This window comes from Microbacterium sp. M1A1_1b, from assembly GCF_053345565.1.
Genome location: NZ_JBKFAJ010000010.1, coordinates 1 through 18723, shown reverse-complemented (window position 1 = coordinate 18723; position 18723 = coordinate 1). Strand labels below are relative to the sequence as shown.

Sequence of the window (18723 nt, the reverse complement as noted above, 5' to 3'; positions counted from 1 at the left end):
TTGCTTGTTGACTAGCTCGTCGAGGGAGGGTCAAAGGATTTGTAGGGCCCAAGCCTCGTAGTCGAATGCACTCGGTCGCGGTGCTGCGACGGTATACGAGGATCCTAAGCGAGCTTCAGGCGAGTCAGATTTTTGCGTCACGTCGGTTCATCGCGCACTCGCTCAAGTTCGGCATCAATCCCTATCGGCGTCGAGTTCAGCTTGAACGTCGTGGTACTGGGCATCGTGCGCGTAAGACTTTGCAATTGTGGCAAGGATGCGAGCTGTGCGAGGCCAACGTCCGCGGACCATCGCGCTCCACGACCCGTACTGAGCGGCGAGGTCTCGTTCCTGGCCACCTCCGTCATAGGGGCCCCTGCTGGTGACGCCACGGGCGTTCCGTCGGCCGATGGCAACCCCGTTAGCCAACTCTCGGCTGCTGGTGGCCTCGATCACGTCCCTCACTGGTTCCGCGGGCCAAGCGCCGTCGCCCCCGAGAGGTGTGTGTGCCATCGCCTGGCCGATGACCTCGTCACCGATGTCGCCTCGATCGCTGTCGGCTAGTTGCAGTCGAGCCCCCGTGACCCAACTCGCCATAACAGCACCATCGATGCTGCCGTCGCTTTGGCGGCCGGGGAAACCTGTCCAGCTCTGTAGGACCCACCACGCTTGCGAGGCTGCGTCTTGCGCGACTTCGTCCGAGTCCTTCGGCGCTTCGCCTCTGCCGCGGTAGGCCTGTTGTACGAGCGTGACGAAGGTCGCTGGATCGTTGGCGAGGAGCGCATTGAGGGCGGTGGGCTCCCGAGTGTGCTCGAGCAGGCGGAAGAAGGCGTACTCAAGCCGGGCGACGTCATGCTCGTCAGTCTGGGCGTCAGCGAGGAAGTCAAGCAATTCCCCGACGTAATAGCTGTCCATGTTCGACAGCTGGCCGCTTGTCGGCGATTGCTGAAGCGCCTCGTCGAGAACGTTCAGGACGTACTTCGCTTCGAGTGCGGGCTGATCTGAGTCCTCGGCTCGCGGGCGATTGAGGGCATGGGCCGCAACGGGGATTGCATCCCACGCGCGACCGTGGGTGACGAGCTGTTCAAGGGCAAGTAGGGTGTCCTTGCGCTCGACCAAGGCGACTGCCGCGTTCGTCCAGTACTCGACCTCATCGTTCCTATCGGCGCTCTCGTGAAGTACGTCCCAAAAAGCCTTGCGAGCGGGAGCCTGTTGGACGAGGAGCGCTCGAGTCTCGCCGACAAGTTGTTCGTGAGCCAGGACGGACCGGAGCCAGGCTGGATCCTGGTCGAGCATCGTCTTATGCGCCCAGCTCGCTGCCGCTTCGCGCAGCGCCTGATCACCAGACCCGAGCCAAGAGAACATTTGGGTGAACTCGACTTGCGGTTGCAAGGCTAGAGCCCACCCAAGGTGACTCGGGACCGGCGCGCGACGAGCGAGGCGTGTGAGCTGAGCGGCAGCGTCGTCCCGTTCCAGAATATGGCTGAGCGCTTCCTTCCGCCGCTGCTCAACTTCTACTTCGTGGCGCTCGAAGTTCCGCTTGTCCACGCCGGGGAGATCGGGGTGCCAACCGAAAAGAAAACTGAAACGAAGTGGGTCCGAAGCTGGCTCGAAGAGTGCTGTAACGGCCTTTAGCCGAGCCAAGGCGCTGGGTGGCATAGCCCACTCACTCGTGGCGTAGCGCTCGTGCCGAGTTGTTTCTGCCTGAAGCTTTTCCCAAACCTGCAGTCGTCCCTCTGAACTGAGGTTTTCGATCGCCTCGCCTTCCAAGAACGTGACAATTCGAGCTCGATCGTCCTCTGGAACTGTCGAGATGTTGCCGACAAGCTTTGAAAGGCGGGCGGGAGAGCCTGCGGCTAGCCTGATGGCAGAGTCGACGAGCCGCCTGATCGTGGTGATCCGGTCGGTCATAGACATCGACCGAGAACTCGGAATCCAGTCATCACGGAAGTGGGGCGATGCTGGAGGAATGACGACGCTGTGCCCGGAGGGCCAGAGGTCGAGGATGAGCTGCCATCCGACAGCATCCGAGATACGTTCGACAGCGGCGATCGCCTCGAGACGCACCTCGAGCGAGGCTGAGGTATTCTGCACCCAACCGCAGAGGACAGCAGCCAGGCTTGAACGCGGCCGATTGCCAGTCCTCCCTCCCGGATCAAGGACCGCGAGGTGCGCCAGCACTTGCGCGCCTTGGACGAGATACAAGGGCGACCAGCAGACCGTCTCGATGGCCCAGAGCAAGGAAGGATGTGGCGACGAAGGGCCGAAGCCAGCGAGGCCGTCCTCTTCCTGAAAGAGCCTCAGTGAGACTGCGGACTCACTTGCTAGATCGTCCTCGAGGGCGATTAAGAAGGCGTCTGGAGCGGCCTCGGCGAGCAGCGGGAGAACTTCAGCAAGCTGCTGCCAGGTGCGTCCTGAGGCATCGGCGTTAGCGGTCTCCAGCAGGCGGCTGACAAGCGCAGCTGCGAGATCCGCCAACGAGCGGCTTCCGTCTGCGAATGTATCTACACCCATGGACCCCATGAGAGCGAACCCTCGAGCCAATCCTCGACGGAGGACCGCGGAGTGTGGTCGGCCTTCCCCGTTCATCCTCGCAATCAGACGCGCGCTCCCGTCCAGCTCGAGTCTCGAGTCCTTCGACAGCATCACGTTGCTCACCTGCTCAGCCCAGCGCTCCAGCGTCGACGGAGAGATTGAGTTGCGAAGTAACAGGAATGCTTCCTCGGGTGAGACGAAGCTCCACTGAGCCCCAATCTTGCGCAGGACAGGGTCTCCGGACATCGACACTCGTTGGACGGTCTGCTCCACTTCCTGCCAGGAGCGGCCGGTCACCTGCTCGATGACGGCGAGGTCTGCGGGGTTCTCGGTCCAGCTACCGATGATGGCGAGGGGCGCGAGGATCGAGGCGTCTGGCTGCTCGGCCCAGTCAGGGCGACGAATCCTTGGATCGCGTGAGAGGTACCGCACGAGGGCTGGCATGCTTCGTCGCCCGCGGACGGCGAGTCGGTCGGCCCTGTTGAAGGGGACTTGCGCCTCCCGGAACGCTTCGGCGGCCGCGAGTCGTTCGAGGCGAGGTAGCGGGAGGTCGACTGCCCGCCGGCTCACGGTGGATCGATCAACGACGACGATTACGTGGTGGCCGCGGTTGATGGCAGTGTCGAAACTGGCACCCTCGAAGAGAGGAATCAGAACCGATCGGCCGGGCTGCTCGATGACGCGGTCCCATACCTCTGCTGACCGGATGATCAGGAGCGCCGGTGCGGCTTCCCCCGCCGAGCCAAACTGACTCTGCAAGGCCGCGTGGACGAAGCCGAGCACGTCCTGATCCCACTCGGACTGGACCGCCGTTAGCTGCGCCGGGGCCGACAACCGCTGCTGCAGTTCCTCGGCTTGAGTGAGTCGGCCAGCTAGGAAGAGCATGATCGATAACTGTGGATCAGTCGACGCCTTGAAGCCGCCCCACCACGCCTCGATCGTTTGCGCGTCGCGCGGCCGCAACCCGAGGTGCTCCGAAATCCAGTGGTGGGCAGCCGGGGACGCCTGCAGCCAGCCCTCTAGATCGTCCGCGTCGACCACGCGGACCTCGGCGAAGTGGCCCTCCGCCTGTCGTTCGACAGCCCATGCAGCGCCTCCGGCCCATCGCCGGGGGGTCACGAAGACGAAGGTGCTGTCCGAGGGACTCTGTTTCGCGCGCTTTGCGTAATCTTTCGACGCCTTTTCCTTCGGACTCTTGTCGACGCCGAACTCAAGCGCGAGGAGACCTGACGGGAGGAACGCAGAGCCGGACGACTCAGCCCTTCCATCCCATCCGGGAAGTGCCACACCGTCGCCAGCTCGGACGGAGATGTTGGAGATGCCGGGCGTCTCCGCGAGTAGGCGACGGACGAGTTCTGGGAGATGCTCCTGCGCGTCGCGTTGGCGCGCGGTTGCCCATTGATTGAGCTGACTCGCTGTGACCAACTCCGGGTTGAACATGCGACGTTCGGTCTGCAGGGACGGCGCAGTTACTGAGCCTCGAGCTGCGATGAGTCGTTCGACGTCTGCGAGGCGAAAGCGGTGAAATCGAGAGCCGGGCAGGCGGGCATCGGGAAGCTGTCCTGCCTTGACCCAGTTGCGCACGGTGTTCTCATGCACACCAAGTCGCTTCGCCGTCTCGCGAACGTTGAGGAACTCGTCGGAGCTGCCGTCCATCACGGGACAGTATCAGCTTGTGGACTTTGTGTACTCCCGGACTGACCGCTCTCCAATGAGAGTTGGAGGAGCACCGCCACGTTGCGGTTGGCCGTGGAGTCAGCTCGGGGCGGGCACGTTTGCTATGTCTGATGCTGAGTGGAAGGGGATGGGCAATCGTTGCCCCGTCGTGTGGGGCGAGTCGGGTCTGATACCCGTCCTTCGCGGAGGTACTTCTCTTCCGAGGCCTGACGCCGATGGTCTGCATCGCAGAAGACCTCGCCGAAGAAACTCCTGATCAAGAGGTTGTTGCTCAAGGGGACGGCACCGTCAGAGGATAGGCGACGGCTCGTCGGAGGATAGGGCGCGCTGCGGCACCGCCGCGAGCCTCGCCACTTCAGGCTTTCAGGAGTTCTTAAGACAGCCCACCGGAAAGCCCCGACGGAGCACGAGTTCTGTCGGGGCTTTCATCGTTTCCCGGCAGGCAGTCCCGGTCGGTTCCGGTCTGCGACACCAGCAGCGGCGGTCAGCGGGCAGCCTTGATGTAGATCGCGCCGGTGGTCACGTCCTCCTCGAGCTTCTCGAGGGTGCGCCCGCGGGTCTCGGGGGCCAGTCGCCAAACGAACAGCAGCGACAGCAGGTTGACCACGCCGAAGGCGAAGAAGGTCGACGTGATCCCCAGCCCGGCGATGATGGTCGGGAAGTAGAGCCCGATGATCGCGTTGGCGACCCACAGGCAGAAGACGGACACGCCGATCCCGAACCCGCGCATGCGGAGCGGGAAGATCTCGGACAGGGTGACCCAGACGGCGACGTTGAGGAAGGTCTGCATCGACCCGACGAAGGCGACGATCAGGACGAGCAGGACCCAGGGCCGAGCGGCGCTACCGACCGGCAGCAGCACGGAGCCGAGCCCGATCAGCAGGTGGCAGACCGCGACGAGCGCGAAGCCGAGGATGAACGTGCGGCGGCGCGAGAAGTGGTCCATGATCCGCAGCGCGATGATCGCGCCGATGACCGCGACGACGCCGGGTGCGACGTTCGCGATGAGCGCCGCGCTCGACGAGAACCCGGCCTCCTTGAGCACGGTCTGGCCGTAGTAGACGACCGCGTTGATGCCGGTGAGCTGTTGTGCGACGCCGAGTCCGATGCCGACGAGCAGGATGCGGATCAGCCACTTGTTCGTGAGGATGCTCTTCACGTCCATCTTGACGAGCTTCGACTCCTCGGTGGTCAGTGTCTCCACCTCGTTCAGCTCGGCCGCCGCTCGCTCCTTCGAGCGCAGCGTGGACAGGACGCGGAGGGCTTCGTCGTCGCGCCCCTTGCTCACCAGCCAGCGAGGCGACTCGGGCATCCGCAGCATGCCCACGAAGAGGGCGATCGCGGGCAGGGCTTCGACCGAGAGCATGATGCGCCAGACGCCGCCGTTCTCGCCCCAGACGTTGCCGATGACGGCGTTCACGGCGAAGGCGACGAGCTGACCGAAGACGATCATGAACTCGTTCCGACCGGCCAGTGACCCGCGGATCTCGAACGGCGCGAGCTCGGCGAGGAACACGGGCACGACGGTCGACGCCGCACCGACCGCCAGGCCGAGGATGACGCGGCCGATGACCATCACCTCGAAGCTCGGGGCGACCACGCACACCACCGCACCGATGAAGAAGAGCACCGACATCAGGATGATCGACTTGCGCCGCCCCCACGCGTCGGAGAGTCGTCCTCCTGTGATGGCGCCGATCGCGGCACCGAACAGGAGCGAGCTCGTCACGACACCCTCGGTGAAGGTGGTGAGCCGGAGCTCCTCGACCATCGGCGAGAGCGCGCCGTTGATCACCGCGGTGTCGTACCCGAACAGGAGCCCGCCGAAGGTGGCGATCAGCGCCACCGTGCCCAGGCGCTTCGAGTGCGGACCCTTCGTCAGCGGGGGCAACGGCACGGTCGGGCGTTCGGTGGCGGTCATGGTGAACTCCTTCGTTCGGGGAGAGTCGGGGCGGATCAGGATGGGCGGTCGCGGCGGATCGCAGGGCAGCGGTCGCCGCCTCGGCGATGGCCTGCGCGCGGAGACCGTCGCGGATCGTTGCTGGCGGGTGGACGCCGGGCTCGGCCGCATCCGGCCCTCACGTCGTTGTGGAAACTTTGTCCTGACAACTCTGGACCGGTCCAGGATAATCGCGATCGACCATCTCGCAAGCCCTACACTGCGAACATGAGCGGCAGGGAGGCGGATGGCGGATCGGTGCGCGCCCCGACCATCCGAGACGTCGCCCGGTCAGCAGGCGTGTCGAAGTCGCTCGTCTCGCTGGTGATCCGCGACGACCCCGGGGTCAGCCCGGAGCGTCGACGTGCCGTCCGGGCGGCGATGCGTGACCTCGGGTACCAACCGAACCGCGTTGCACGAGCGCTCGCCGGACGCGGGACCGGAGCGATCGGCGTCCTGCTCAACGACCTGCGCAACCCCTGGTACGTGGACCTGCTCGACGGCCTGAGCACCGCGCTCGAGCCGGTTGGCATCGCACCACTCATCGTCGACTCGGCGACGAACCAACGGGTCGGGCGTTCGTCGATCGACATCCTCGTGCGCCAACGCGTCGACGGCATCCTGGTCGTCGGCACCTCCGGCGAAGAAGGCGTCCTCGCCGCAGCGGCCCTCGCGACGCCGATCGTGCTCGCCGGGACCTACGACCCAGCAGAGCTCGGAGCGGACGTGGTCGTCAACGACGACGTCGCCGGAGCGCGACAGGCGACCGAACACCTCATCGCGATGGGCCACCGGAGCATCTGCCATCTGCGTGGGCCGCAGCACGTCGGTGCGCTCCGCGAGACCGGGTACCGGGACGCCATGCGCGCAGCCGGTCTCGCGGAGCACATCTGGGTCGAGTCAGCCGGGATGAGCGAGCTGTCCGGCCGCAGCGCCGCCCGCGTCGTCCTCGGATCCGACCTCCGACCCACCGGCATCGTCGCCTACAACGACCTCGTCGCGATCGGAGCACTCGCGGCCGCTTCCGACGTCGGGCTGTCTGCGCCGCAGGACGTGTCCGTCGTCGGGTACGACGACACCTACTTCTCGAGCATTCACCGCCTGTCGCTGAGCACGATCGAGAACGGCACGTTCGAGATCGGAACGACGGCAGCGGCGTACCTGCTCGACCGGATCGCCGGGTACACGGGAGCGGGCCGGCTCCACCGCGTCCCGTCGCACCTGGTGGTGCGCGGGACCAGCGGACCCGCCCCGGCCCGGTAGTCCGGGGGCTCCGCCGCGCATCCCACGCTGTGGACTTCATCAGACGATCGTCTCAATCGCTTGAGGTGCCCTCCAGGTTCCCAGACGATCGTCTGACGGACACGAACCCGACCAGGCGAACCGGACCAGGCGAGCCCGCATCGCGCCCCGCTCCCACCGCGCTCCCCACAGCGCGACGACCCAGAAGGGCACCCCGTGCACCTCTCACGACGCAGCGCACTCCTCGGCCTCACCGCATCCCTGCCCCTGGCCTCGGCCGCCATCGCTGCCCCGGCGAACGCCGCGACCACGGCCCCGGACGCGACCCCGCCCACCACGCCGCCCCCGACCTCGTCGTCGGCTCCCGCAGGAGTCCTCGGCGTCCAGCAGTGGCTCAACGCCACCTTCGGCAAGGTCACCGGATGGGTGCACGTCGTCGAGGACGGCACCTCGGGGTCCGGCACCGTGCTCGGCCTGGTCCAGGCGACGCAGTCGCTGCTCGGCATCACCCCCGTCGTCCCCGTCTTCGGCGCCCAGACTCGGCAACGACTCGACGAACACGGCGACATCGGCGGCGAGAGCGGCGAGAGCGGCGCGAGCAGCACGAGCGGCCCGAACACGAGCGACACGAGCCCGAGCGACACCGACCACGACGCGGCCACTTGGCGCCGCCTCGTGCAGGCCGGCCTGATCTGCAAGGGCGCCACCGCGGTGTCCCTGACGGGGGAGTGGGACGCCACGACCACCGCGGCCCTCGCCACCTTGCGGGACGCCCTCGGCGCGACCCCGGGCACGCTGCCCGTCTCCCCGCACCTGTACGGCGCACTGCTGACGACCGACGCCGTCACGCTCGCACCGGGCGGATCCCCGACGATCCGGACGGTCCAGCAGTACCTGAACCGCACGTACGCCGAGCGGCCCGGCGGAGCCTACGGCGGGACGAACGGTCTGGTCGACGTGACCACGACGGCAGCGGTCGTCCGCGCGGTGCAGATCGGTTCCGGCGCCGCGGCCGGCAGCGTCGACGGTTTGTGGGGTCCCGGCACGGCGAAGGCCCTCCGCGCGGTCACCGCCAGTGTCGTCGGCCCGGGCTCCACCGGCCCTTGGGTGCACCTCGTCAAGGCGCTGCTCGTGCTGAACCGCGAGCGCGTCCCCTTCGACGACGTCTACACGGCGGCCGACGCGCAGGTCGTCCGCGCGTTCCAGCAGTTCCAGGCGTTCCCGCCCGCGCAGCAGACCGGTACGTGCGACTTCGGCACGTGGGCGGCGCTCGCCGCGAGCAGCGGGGACGCAGCCCGCGCCACGACGGGCGCGGACATGTCCACGCCGCTCGACGCGGCACGGGCAGCAGCGGTCACGGCGTCCGGCGTCAGCATCGTCGGCCGGTACCTGACGAACCTCGACAAGCCCGGCGCGCTCGACAAGGCGATGACCCGCGCCGAGGTCGCGACGATCGCACGGGCCGGACTCGGGCTGTGGCCGATCTTCGAAGAGGGGGGCACGGCGGCGTCGTGGTTCACCTTCGCGCAGGGCATCGCGGACGCGCACCGCGCTCACGATGCCGCGCGGCAGCTCGGGATCCCGAAGCAGACCACCGTCTACTTCGCGGTGGACTACGACGCCACGGACGACGACATCGAGACGAAGGTCGTGCCGTACTTCCGCGGTGTCACGAAGGGCCTCCGCGACCGCGGCGGCCTGGTCAAGCCGGGTGTGTACGGCGCTCGGCGGACGTGCACGGTCGTCAGCAACGCGGGCCTGGCGCACTGCTCGTTCGTCGCGGGTACGACCACCGGCTGGGCCGGCAACCAACTGCAGCCCCTGCCCCGCAACTGGTCCTTCAACCAGATCCAGGAGCGGACCGCGGGCTCCGGCGCCTCGGCGGTCGACATCGACGCGAACGTCGTGTCCGGACGCGACCCCGGCGTCACCGCCGCACAGCTGCTCGGACACTGACGTGCTCGCGCGGAACCCGTCCGATCCGTGGCAGCCCCGCGCTGTCCCGCACGAGGTCCTCTACGTCTTCGCCGACTTCGCCGAGGTGGTCCGCGTCGACTGCTGGTGTGACCGCGAGACCGACCACGTCGAGGCCTACCCCTTCTACGACGAGATCATCCAGCCGCTCATCGCCCACCTCGCGCGCCGCATCCGGCGCCGCCTCCGGAAGGAACCCCCCGCATGACCACGACCCACACCCGCCTGCGTCGGACCGGCACCGTCGCGCTCGGCATCGGCCTGCTCGCGGCCGCAGCCGTCGTCCCCACCACGGCAGCAACCGCCGCGACGACGACGATGAGCACGAGCGCGACCACGAGCACGAACGCAACAACGAGCTCGACCACGACCACCAGCACGACGACCACGGGCACCACCAGCGCATCGGCGCAGCTCGACACCGTGGGCACCCTGCTCACCCGCCGCCTGGAACTCGCCGACCCGGTCGCCCAGTCGAAGTGGCTGAGCGGCAAGCCGATCGCCGACCCCGCCCGCGAACAGGCAGTCATCGACGAGGCAGTGCAGCTGGCCCAGCAGCAGGGCATCGACCCGGCGCTGGTCACCCGCGTGGTGCAGGCGCAGATCGACGCCAGCAAGCTGGTCCAGCGTGGCCGGTTCGTCCACTGGACCCACGACCCGTCGTCAGCGCCCACGACCGCGCCGGACCTGTCGACCATCCGTCCGCAGCTCGACAGCATCGACACGGACCTGGTCGCGGCACTCGGAGCCGTCCAGGCCGCCAGCCAGGACCCGCGTTGCGCGCACCTGGTCGACGCGGAGCGTCAGCGCCAGTACCCCGGCCTGGACTCGCTGCAGGCCAAGGGCGTCCGCGTCGCGTGGAGCACGTTCTGCACCCGCGGCTGACCGTCGGCCGGTGCGCCGACGCGGAGTCGGCTCGCGACGCGACCACATGACGGACGGGAGGCCCGGTGCCAGCTGGCACCGGGCCTCCCGTCCGTCGCGTGTCGGTCAGGACCGCCGCGACGTCAGGACGCCAGACCGGCCACCAGGTTGATGACGCTCGCGATGACGACCGTGCCGAAGAAGAACGACAGCAGCGCGTGCCGCAGCGTGGCACTCCGGATGATCGACGTCCGGATGGTGGTGTCCGACACCTGGTAGGTCATGCCCACCGTGACGGCGAAGTACGCGAAGTCCGAGTACCGCGGCGGTTCGTCCTGGTTGAAGTCGATGCCGCCGGGCTCCCCGCTGTAGTACAACTCGGCGTACCGCAGCGTGAAGAGCGTCTGCACCAGCAACCACGACAGGAAGACACTGACCACGCCGAGCGCCGCGGCCGCGTCCTGCGCCTGGCCGTGCAGCCCCTTCGCACTGCCCAGCACCACGAGCAGCGCGACGACACTGGCCAGCGAGGCCCCGACCAGCAGCAGGTCCGACGCGGTCCGGCGTGGGTCCTCACGCGCGGCGCTCTCGCCGGTCCGCTGCCCGTCGAAGTGCAGCAGCGGCCAGGCGGTCGCGACGTAGACGGCGCACGCGGCCGCCCAACCGATCGACGGTGCCCATCGGGGTCCGACGGTCAGCCCGGCGACGATGGCGACGACGATGCCGACGACGAGCATGAGCACGAGACGGTGCCGGTACCGCTCGGGGCGGTGCGCGTGCGGGGTGATGTCCACGGGCCCAGCATCGCATCGGCGCTCGCCGGGGCCGCGCAGCCTGTCAGCCTTCGCGGGTTGCTGCGCGGACGGTGGTGGTTCCCGCGAGCAGACTGGTCGGATGCAGAGAAAGGGCACCATGATCGCTGCCGTCGTGGCCGGGCTCGCTGCCGTCGCGGGCATCGGGTACGTCGCGGTCGAGCACCCGACACGGGCCTCGGCCGGGGCAACCGCGACCGCGACCACCACGCCGCCGCCCGGCACCCGCGTCGTGACGATCGGCGACTCGATCATGGCCGGCTACGGCCTGGACAGCGCCGCGGACGCCTGGCCCGCGATGCTCGGGCGCGTCGACCACCTCCGGGTCACGAACCTCGGGTGCAGCGGCGGCGGCTTCGTGGCGGTGGGGGACTGCGACACGGACTTCGCCGGGCTCGTCGCCCAGGCCGAGGCCGCCCACCCGGCGATCGTCATCGTGCAGTCGTCGGACAACGACCTGGGTCAGGACGCCGCCACCATCGAGTCCGCGACCGCCGCGACGGTCGCGCAGCTGCACGCGGCACTGCCCTCGGCACGCATCGTCGGTCTGAGCACCCTGTGGGACCAGCCGGGCGACGTGCCCGACGAGGTCGCGCAGAGCTCGGCGAGCCTGCAGCGCGCCGTGCAGGCGGCACACGGCACGTTCGTCGACGTCGGCCAGCCGCTCGCCGGACACGCCGACCTGCTGCAGTCCGACAGCGAGCACCCCACCGTCGCCGGGCAGCGGGTGCTGACCCGGGTGGTCCAGCGCGCCCTGCGGCATGCCGGCGTCGCGATCTGACCGACCACGCCGGGGCGCGCAGGGTGTACCAGCAGGGCACGCCACCCCGCAGCCTGCGCCCGTAGCGTGAGGGGCATGTCGAACAAGGACGACGTCAAGGAGTTCCTCACCAGCCGCCGAGCCCGGATCACCCCGGACCAGGTGTCGCTGCCCGGCGGTCCCGGACGGCGCGTGCCCGGGCTCCGGCGCACCGAGGTCGCGATGCTCGCGGGGATGAGCGTGGAGTACTACGCCAAGCTCGAGCGCGGCGACCTGGTCGGCGTCTCCGAGACCGTGCTGGTCGCGCTGTCCGACGCCCTGCTGCTCGACGACGCCGAGCGCGAGCACCTGCTCGACCTGGCACGCGAGGCCAACGCGTCCCCGGTCCGCCGTCGTCGTCGCCCATCGCCGAAGGACGTCCGCACCAGCATGCGCTGGGCCCTCGACGGCTTCACGGCAGGACCTGCGTTCGTCCGGAACGGACGGATGGACGTCCTGGCCGAGAACCAGCTGTTCCGCGGGCTCTACTGGGGGATGTACGAACTGCCCGAGCGGCCGGTGAACCTGGCGCGCTTCACGTTCCTGCACCGCGAGGACTCCGAACGCTTCTACCCGAACTGGTCGCAGGCCGCCGACATCAACGTCGGGATCCTGCGCACCGAGGCCGGCCGCAACCCGCACGACCGGGCACTGCAGGACCTGGTCGGCGAGCTGTCGACGCGCAGCCAGGAGTTCCGCACGCGCTGGGGCGCCCACGACGTGCGACACCACGCGACCGGCGACAAGCACTTCCACCACCCGGTCGTCGGCGACCTCGACCTGGTCTACGAGGCGATGGAGCCCATGGCCGACCAGGGACTCAACTTCCTGGTCTACTCGGCCGCTCCCGGGTCGCCGAGCGAGGACGCCCTGCGCCTGCTCGCCAGCTGGGTCGCCACCCGCGAGCAAGAACGCCGCGCCGACCACGAGCACCGCGACCAGCAGCACGAGCGGCACGACCACCAGCCGAACTGACCGGACCAGCCCGACCGACCCCGCCCGACAACCGGAAGGCACCCATGCCCTGGGACCACGACACCCTGAACGCCATCGCGACCACAGACGACCTGCACGTCTCCCCGTTCCGTCAGGACGGCACCACCTACGGCACCCCGACCTGGATCTGGTCCGTCGTCGTCGACGGTGACCTGTACGCCCGGGCGTACAACGGCCGCCGCTCTCGCTGGTACCGCGCCGCCGTCACGCAGGCCGCCGGCCGCATCACCGCCGCCGGCGCCGAGCACGAGGTCACCTTCACCGAGGCCGACCCCGGCGTGAACAGCCGCGTCGACGCCGCGTACCAGGCCAAGTACGCCGGCAGCGAGTACCTGCAGCCGATGCTGCAGGACGGCCCGACCTCGGCCACCGTCCGCATCGACTCCCGCGACTGAGCGCCACCGGAGGTCACAGCCGCCGGGAGCAGAGTCGTTCCCGAACCCCACGCTCCACGGAAGGACCCGCATGACCACCATCGCCATCATCGGCGCCGGCAAGGGCCTCGGCCTGGCCGTCGCCCGCCGCTTCGCCCGCGAGGGCTTCGCCGTCGCCCTCGTCGCCCGCAACCAGGACCGCGTCGACGCGCTCGCCGCAGAACTCCGACAGGACGGCCACAGCGCCGCCGGCTACACCGCGAACGTCCGCGACTCCGAGTCGATCCGACACGCGCTCGAGCGCGCCACCGAGCAGCTCAGCCCGATCGAGGTGCTGCAGTACAGCCCGCTGCCGGCCAAGGAGTACATGCGGCCGGTGCTCGAGACCACCGAGGCGGATCTGGTCGGACCGGTCGAGTTCTCGGTCTACGGCGCCGTCGCCGCCGCGCGTCAGGCGATCCCCGGCATGCGCGCGATCGGCCACGGCACGCTGCTGTTCGTCAACGGCGCCAGTGCGGTCCGTCCCGCCGACCGGGTGACGGGCACGTCGGTCGCCTTCGCGGCCGAGAGCGCCTACGCCCAGCTGCTGCACGAGGCGCTCGCGCCCGAGTCGATCCACGTCGGGCAGCTCATCATCCCGTTCGGCATCGACGACGGGCAGGACGCCCACGCGTCACAGGCGGTCGCCGAGCGCCTGTGGTCGATGCACACGGACCGCGGCGACTTCCGCGTCTACGCCGAGGCCCTGTCGGCCTGAGTCGCGACGCGGTCGGACAGACACGGTCGGACAGGAGGCTCGGTGGCGGACCGCCACCGAGCCTCCTGTCCGACAGGCGGTCGCCTCAGCGCCGCAGCAGCTCGACGGGATCGACGTGCCCGTCCGCGACGACCGCGCGGAACGCGCGGACCAGCGGGATGCCGGGCCGGACGGTCAGCGCGTGGTTCCAGGCCAGCGCGGAGCCGATCGCGGGGTACTCGTCCACCCGGACGAACCACGGGTCGTCGTGGTCGAGTGCCTGCAGGACGACGGTGGCCGCGCGACCCGCGAACGACGCCGACCAGGACACCCAGGGCGCGACGGAGCCGTGCACGGCTGACTCGCCCGCGGCGCTCGCCGTCCGGACGTCGACGTCGGAGCACTCGGGGAACCGCCAGAACAGCCCGCCGTACCCCGCACTGGCACGCCCGTTGCTGCCGGGGCTGCCGAGCCGCACCGGGGTCTCGCCCGCGGGCAACCACGTCGACGTCGTCCGCAGTTCCCAGACGTCGGATCCGAGCCCGCGGCAGCTGGACACGCGGTCCTCGTGCAGGACCGAGCTTCCGTCGGGTCCGCGCCAGCGCAGCGCCTCGGTCCGGGTGTCGCCGTCGACGCTCGCGCGCTCGACCGTCACGCGGCCGTGGTCCTCGCGCCACACGTAGCCCGTGTCGCGGACGTACGTCCGGCCGCCCCAGCAGTTCACGCCGTCGACGTCGGGGATCGCCGGGCCCACGCCGGCGTGCCAGTCGTGGTCGGCGGGGTGGTGCGCGCTGACGACCGTGCCGCCGAGGGTCCGGACCGGGTGCAGGAACGGCCGGGGGACCGACGTCGGAGCGGTGCCGCCGCCGTCGAGCTCGGTCGCGACCTCGACCGGTGCGCCGTCCGGGCCGGGCAGCACCCAGCGGTGCAGGGCCTGGTCGCCGTCGGCCCGCGGTGCCCCCGTGTCGGTCGTCACGCCGCCGACCGTACCAAGCGCGAGCGGTTCCCTGAGTGCCGTCACCGGACAGTGTCGGCCGGTCCTTGGCGGCCGCGACTACCTTCGCCGTCATGTCGATCGAGCCGTGTGTGCGCAGCGACGGTGCCGCACGCGTCGAGACCGCCGTGCGGGGGTCGGGTGCGCCCGTGCTCGTGCTGCACGGGTCGCCCGGGGGCATCGACGCAGCCGAGGTGATGAGCCGGTTCCTCCCCGACGACCGGTTCCGCACCGTGCTCGTCTCGCGGCCCGGCTACCTCGGCACCGCGCTCGACCCCGAGCACGCGTCGATCGACGACGAGGCCGACCTGCTCGCGGGCGTCCTCGACGACCTGGGCATCGAGCGTGTCGGGGTCCTCGCCTGGTCGGGCGGCGGACCCGTCGCCTACCGACTGGCCGTCCGGCACCCGGACCGCGTCTCGGCCGTCGTCGCCGCCTCGGCGGTGAGCGGGCGGTGGGTCCCCGGGCGCACCGGCCCGGTCGAGTACCTCGTGTCGCACACCGCGCTCGGCGCACGCCTGGCCGGATGGGCCGCACGGCACCTGCCGCACGCGGCCGTCGGAGGTGCGATCACCGGCGTCAGCAGCCTGCACGGACGGTCCCTCCGACGACACGTCCAGGGCATCCTCGGCGACACCGAGCGCCGCGCGTTCATGCTCGACATGGCGGCGACGGGCAACAGCTCGGGCGCGCACCGAGCCGGGTGGCGCAACGACGTCCGGACCTTCGGCGCGATCGAGTCGCTCGAGCTCGGCCGGATCGGCGCGCCGGTGCTCGTCGTGCACGGTGACGCGGACACCGAGGTCGTCGTGTCGCACAGCGTGCGTGCCGCGCAGCAGATCCCCGGCGCGGAACTCGTGCTGCTGTCCGGTGGCACGCACTTCGCGTTCTGGTCCCACCGCGACGCCACCGACGTGCAGGCCCGAGCGCAGGAGTTCCTCGCCGCTTCCCTGTGACCCACCGCAGGAAACGGGGTCACTTCCCCAGGCGGGACCAGGTTCGTGACCAATACGTTATCTTCTCGTGTCCCCCTTCCCGAGGCGGGGACTCGAACCCGGAAGGAACCATGGGACGCCACGCTCTGCCCGCTGCAGCCGACGACCGCCGGTCAGCACCAGCTCCGTCCCCTTCCGCACCGTCCGTGACGCGTCCGCGTGGCCGCCGTTCCGCTTCCGGCCCGGCCCTCGCCCGGTCCAGTTTCGTCGAGCACGAGCAGCCCGCACGGGTCGTCGCCCTGCACCCGGTCCGCACCGCGCCGACGACTCCTGCCCGGTCTGCCGGCGGCACCGCCTTCGTGTCGCGCACCGGCAGCCTGCGCGCCGAACGCGCGCTCGACCCGCGGCACGTCCGTCGTGCCGCCAACGCCAAGCGCGCCGCGCTCATCCTGGCGCCGGCCCTGGCGTTCACCTCGGCACTGACGCTCTCGATGCCCGCGAACGCGGCCACGCCCCAGGCGACGACGCCCAGCCGCACCACCACGTCCGAGCAGCTGCAGACCTACACGGTCGCGCATGACGTCGAGATCCCCGTCACCACGACCGACGGCATGAGTGCCACCACCACGACCGTCGTGTCCTACCCGACGCTCGTCACGCGCTTCGGCGTGACCACCGCGCAGGCCGAGTCGGCCATCTCGGCGGCGCTCTCCGCCGGCGGCGACCGCGCCACGATCCTCCAGACCGCACTGCAGTACCTGGGCGACCCGTACGTCGAGGGTGGCGCCAGCCACGCGGGCATCGACTGCTCCGGACTGACGATGGTGGCCTACCAGTCGGTCGGCATCTCGCTCGTGCACTACGTCCCCACGCAGGACGCCGCGGCGACGACGATCCCCGCGTCCGAAGCGAAGCCGGGCGACATGGTCGTCTACGACAACGAGGACCACGTCGGCCTGTACCTGGGTGACGGACTCGTGCTGCAGGCCCCGCACCCGGGCGAGGTCGTCGACATCGTGCCGATGTACTCGGCCGCGCACCACTTCGCACGGCTGCTGCCCGCCGGCTCCTGAGCAGGGCGCCACACGCAGCGCAGTCCTGCATGCCGTACGCGTCGCTGCCCCGTGTGCCGGACGTCCCGTAAACTGGAGTGATGGCCACCGAGACCCGCACCCCGTTCGAGGAGCAGAGCGCCGCGCGCTCCGCCCGCCCCCAGGTGCGTCCCCGGACCGAGGGCTGGACGCAGGCCACCGACGGCGACGGCCGACCGCTCCTGCAGTTCGCGTCGCCCAAGCGCGGCAAGCCGCCGGAGCACCTGGCCGACCTGACCGTCGCCGAGCGCGAGGCCAAGGTCAAGGAACTCGGCCTGCCCGGCTTCCGCGCCAAGCAGCTGTCGACCCACTACTTCACGCACTACACGTCCGACCCCGAGCGGATGACGGACCTGCCGGCGGCCCAGCGCGACCAGCTCGTCGCGGGCATGCTCCCGCCGCTGCTGACCGAGACCCGGCGTCTCGCGACGGACAAGGGCGACACGATCAAGTTCCTCTGGAAGCTGCACGACGGCGCCCTGGTCGAGTCCGTGCTGATGCGGTACCCGGGGCGCATCACCCTCTGCGTCTCGTCCCAGGCCGGCTGCGGCATGAACTGCCCGTTCTGCGCCACCGGGCAGCAGGGTCTCACCCGCAACATGTCCACCGCAGAGATCATCGAGCAGATCGTGCGGGCGAACGCCGCCATCGCCGCGGGTGAGCTCGGTGGTGATCCCCGCAAGGGCGGCAAGGACCGCGTCGACGCCGAGCGCGTGACGAACATCGTCTTCATGGGCATGGGGGAGCCCCTGGCCAACTACAAGCGCGTGATGGACGCCGTCCGCACGATGGTGGCACCGCAGCCGCACGGACTCGGCATGAGCGCCCGGGGCATCACGGTGTCGACGGTGGGTCTCGTCCCCGCCATCGACAAGCTGGCCGACGAGGGCATCCCGATCACCTTCGCGCTGTCCCTGCACGCCCCGGACGACGAACTGCGTGACGAGCTCATCCCGGTGAACTCGAAGTGGAAGGCCGACGAGGCCATCGACGCCGCGTACAACTACTACGTCAAGACGGGTCGACGGGTCTCGATCGAGTACGCGCTCATCAAGGACATGAACGACCACGCCTGGCGGGCCGACCTGCTCGCCGAGAAGCTCAACAAGCGCGGCAAGGGGTGGGTGCACGTCAACCCGATCCCGCTCAACCCGACGCCCGGCTCCGTGTGGACGTCGTCCGAGGTGCACGTGCAGGACGAGTTCGTCCGCAGGCTGAACGCCGCGGGCATCCCGACCACCCTGCGCGACACCCGTGGCAAGGAGATCGACGGCGCCTGCGGTCAGCTCGCCGCGGCGGAGTGAGACGGCGGTCGCCGGACGGCGGTCGGACAGGAGGCACGGTGCGCGTCCGCACCGTGCCTCCGGTCGTTCCCGGGCCCGGTTCTGGGCAGTCGTCAGGCCGTCGACTCCCCGTCATGTCCTGGCCGCGCGGCGTTCACCCGGGTGCGACACGCCCGGGTGTGACGACGGTTGGCGGGCCCCCCGAGGCCTGTGTAAAGTAATCACTCGTTGCCGCTGAGGCGGAGAACGGAACGGCCGAGACGGTCCCGGGGTGCACACCTCGAGACGCAGTCCGGACGGGGTCCCGCTCAGGCAACCAGCCCCAGAGTCCGCTCTGGTGGCAACAAGAACGAATGCCTCTCTGGCGGAACCTCTTCGTGGGGTCGAGTGGGGAGTGCGTCTGGTCCTTGAGAACTCAACAGCGTGCACATTGTCAATGCCAATTTATTGACCCCGTGCTCGGTCAGCTTGCTGGTCGAGTCGGAGACAATTC

Annotated in this window: 15 protein-coding genes; 11 read left to right on the top strand and 4 right to left on the bottom strand. The window is 69.5% G+C overall.

All coding sequences use genetic code 11. From position 1 onward, the window contains the following. Positions 1–174 precede the first annotated feature (174 nt). Positions 175–4170 (bottom strand): helix-turn-helix domain-containing protein, encoded by a 3996-nt coding sequence (locus ACLBWP_RS17265; protein ID WP_447656080.1) that lies wholly within the window; start codon positions 4168–4170, stop codon positions 175–177. Positions 4171–4675: 505 nt separating this feature from the next. Beyond that, complete coding sequence (locus ACLBWP_RS17260; protein ID WP_447656079.1) at positions 4676–6112, bottom strand: sugar porter family MFS transporter; 1437 nt, start codon at positions 6110–6112, stop codon at positions 4676–4678. Between the two features lie 246 nt (positions 6113–6358). Between ACLBWP_RS17260 and ACLBWP_RS17255 the strand changes: the two genes are divergently transcribed. The 4 genes from ACLBWP_RS17255 (at position 6359) to aroQ (ending at position 10231) form a co-directional block, all read left to right on the top strand. Continuing rightward, positions 6359–7393 (top strand): LacI family DNA-binding transcriptional regulator, encoded by a 1035-nt coding sequence (locus tag ACLBWP_RS17255; RefSeq protein ID WP_447656078.1) that lies wholly within the window; start codon positions 6359–6361, stop codon positions 7391–7393. A 195-nt stretch (positions 7394–7588) separates the two neighbouring features. Continuing rightward, the gene (locus tag ACLBWP_RS17250; protein ID WP_447656077.1) at positions 7589–9328 is read left to right on the top strand and encodes a glycoside hydrolase domain-containing protein; all 1740 of its coding nucleotides are present in this window, start codon (positions 7589–7591) and stop codon (positions 9326–9328) included. 1 nt (position 9329) lies between these two features. Then, positions 9330–9554 (top strand): hypothetical protein, encoded by a 225-nt coding sequence (locus ACLBWP_RS17245; protein WP_447656076.1) that lies wholly within the window; start codon positions 9330–9332, stop codon positions 9552–9554. Next, positions 9551–10231: a gamma subclass chorismate mutase AroQ gene (aroQ, locus tag ACLBWP_RS17240; protein WP_447656075.1), complete on the top strand. Its 681-nt coding sequence runs from the start codon at positions 9551–9553 to the stop codon at positions 10229–10231. The genes ACLBWP_RS17245 and aroQ overlap by 4 nt, the downstream gene beginning before the upstream one ends. 122 nt (positions 10232–10353) lie before the next feature. Here aroQ and ACLBWP_RS17235 read toward each other — a convergent pair whose 3' ends face one another. Next, the gene (locus ACLBWP_RS17235) at positions 10354–11004 is read right to left on the bottom strand and encodes a DUF1345 domain-containing protein (RefSeq protein ID WP_447656073.1); all 651 of its coding nucleotides are present in this window, start codon (positions 11002–11004) and stop codon (positions 10354–10356) included. A 100-nt stretch (positions 11005–11104) separates the two neighbouring features. Between ACLBWP_RS17235 and ACLBWP_RS17230 the strand changes: the two genes are divergently transcribed. The 4 genes from ACLBWP_RS17230 (at position 11105) to ACLBWP_RS17215 (ending at position 13948) form a co-directional block, all read left to right on the top strand. Then, the gene (locus ACLBWP_RS17230; protein ID WP_447656071.1) at positions 11105–11803 is read left to right on the top strand and encodes an SGNH/GDSL hydrolase family protein; all 699 of its coding nucleotides are present in this window, start codon (positions 11105–11107) and stop codon (positions 11801–11803) included. 75 nt (positions 11804–11878) lie between these two features. Then, positions 11879–12796, top strand: a complete 918-nt coding sequence (locus ACLBWP_RS17225; protein ID WP_447656070.1) for a helix-turn-helix transcriptional regulator — start codon at positions 11879–11881, stop codon at positions 12794–12796. Positions 12797–12840: 44 nt separating this feature from the next. Further along, positions 12841–13212, top strand: coding sequence for a DUF2255 family protein (locus ACLBWP_RS17220; RefSeq protein WP_243561831.1), 372 nt, complete (start codon positions 12841–12843; stop codon positions 13210–13212). Between the two features lie 70 nt (positions 13213–13282). Next, complete coding sequence (locus ACLBWP_RS17215; RefSeq protein WP_447656069.1) at positions 13283–13948, top strand: SDR family NAD(P)-dependent oxidoreductase; 666 nt, start codon at positions 13283–13285, stop codon at positions 13946–13948. 85 nt (positions 13949–14033) lie between these two features. Here ACLBWP_RS17215 and ACLBWP_RS17210 read toward each other — a convergent pair whose 3' ends face one another. Further along, the gene (locus tag ACLBWP_RS17210) at positions 14034–14903 is read right to left on the bottom strand and encodes a DUF6807 family protein (protein WP_447656067.1); all 870 of its coding nucleotides are present in this window, start codon (positions 14901–14903) and stop codon (positions 14034–14036) included. A 92-nt stretch (positions 14904–14995) separates the two neighbouring features. Here ACLBWP_RS17210 and ACLBWP_RS17205 point away from each other — a divergent pair, with 92 nt between their 5' ends. From ACLBWP_RS17205 to rlmN, 3 genes are all read left to right on the top strand, one after another. Beyond that, positions 14996–15877: an alpha/beta fold hydrolase gene (locus tag ACLBWP_RS17205; RefSeq protein ID WP_447656066.1), complete on the top strand. Its 882-nt coding sequence runs from the start codon at positions 14996–14998 to the stop codon at positions 15875–15877. A 185-nt stretch (positions 15878–16062) separates the two neighbouring features. After that, positions 16063–16929: a C40 family peptidase gene (locus tag ACLBWP_RS17200; RefSeq protein WP_243561827.1), complete on the top strand. Its 867-nt coding sequence runs from the start codon at positions 16063–16065 to the stop codon at positions 16927–16929. An 80-nt stretch (positions 16930–17009) separates the two neighbouring features. Then, positions 17010–18251: a 23S rRNA (adenine(2503)-C(2))-methyltransferase RlmN gene (gene rlmN / locus ACLBWP_RS17195; RefSeq protein WP_447656064.1), complete on the top strand. Its 1242-nt coding sequence runs from the start codon at positions 17010–17012 to the stop codon at positions 18249–18251. The last annotated feature ends 472 nt before the right edge of the window (positions 18252–18723 follow it).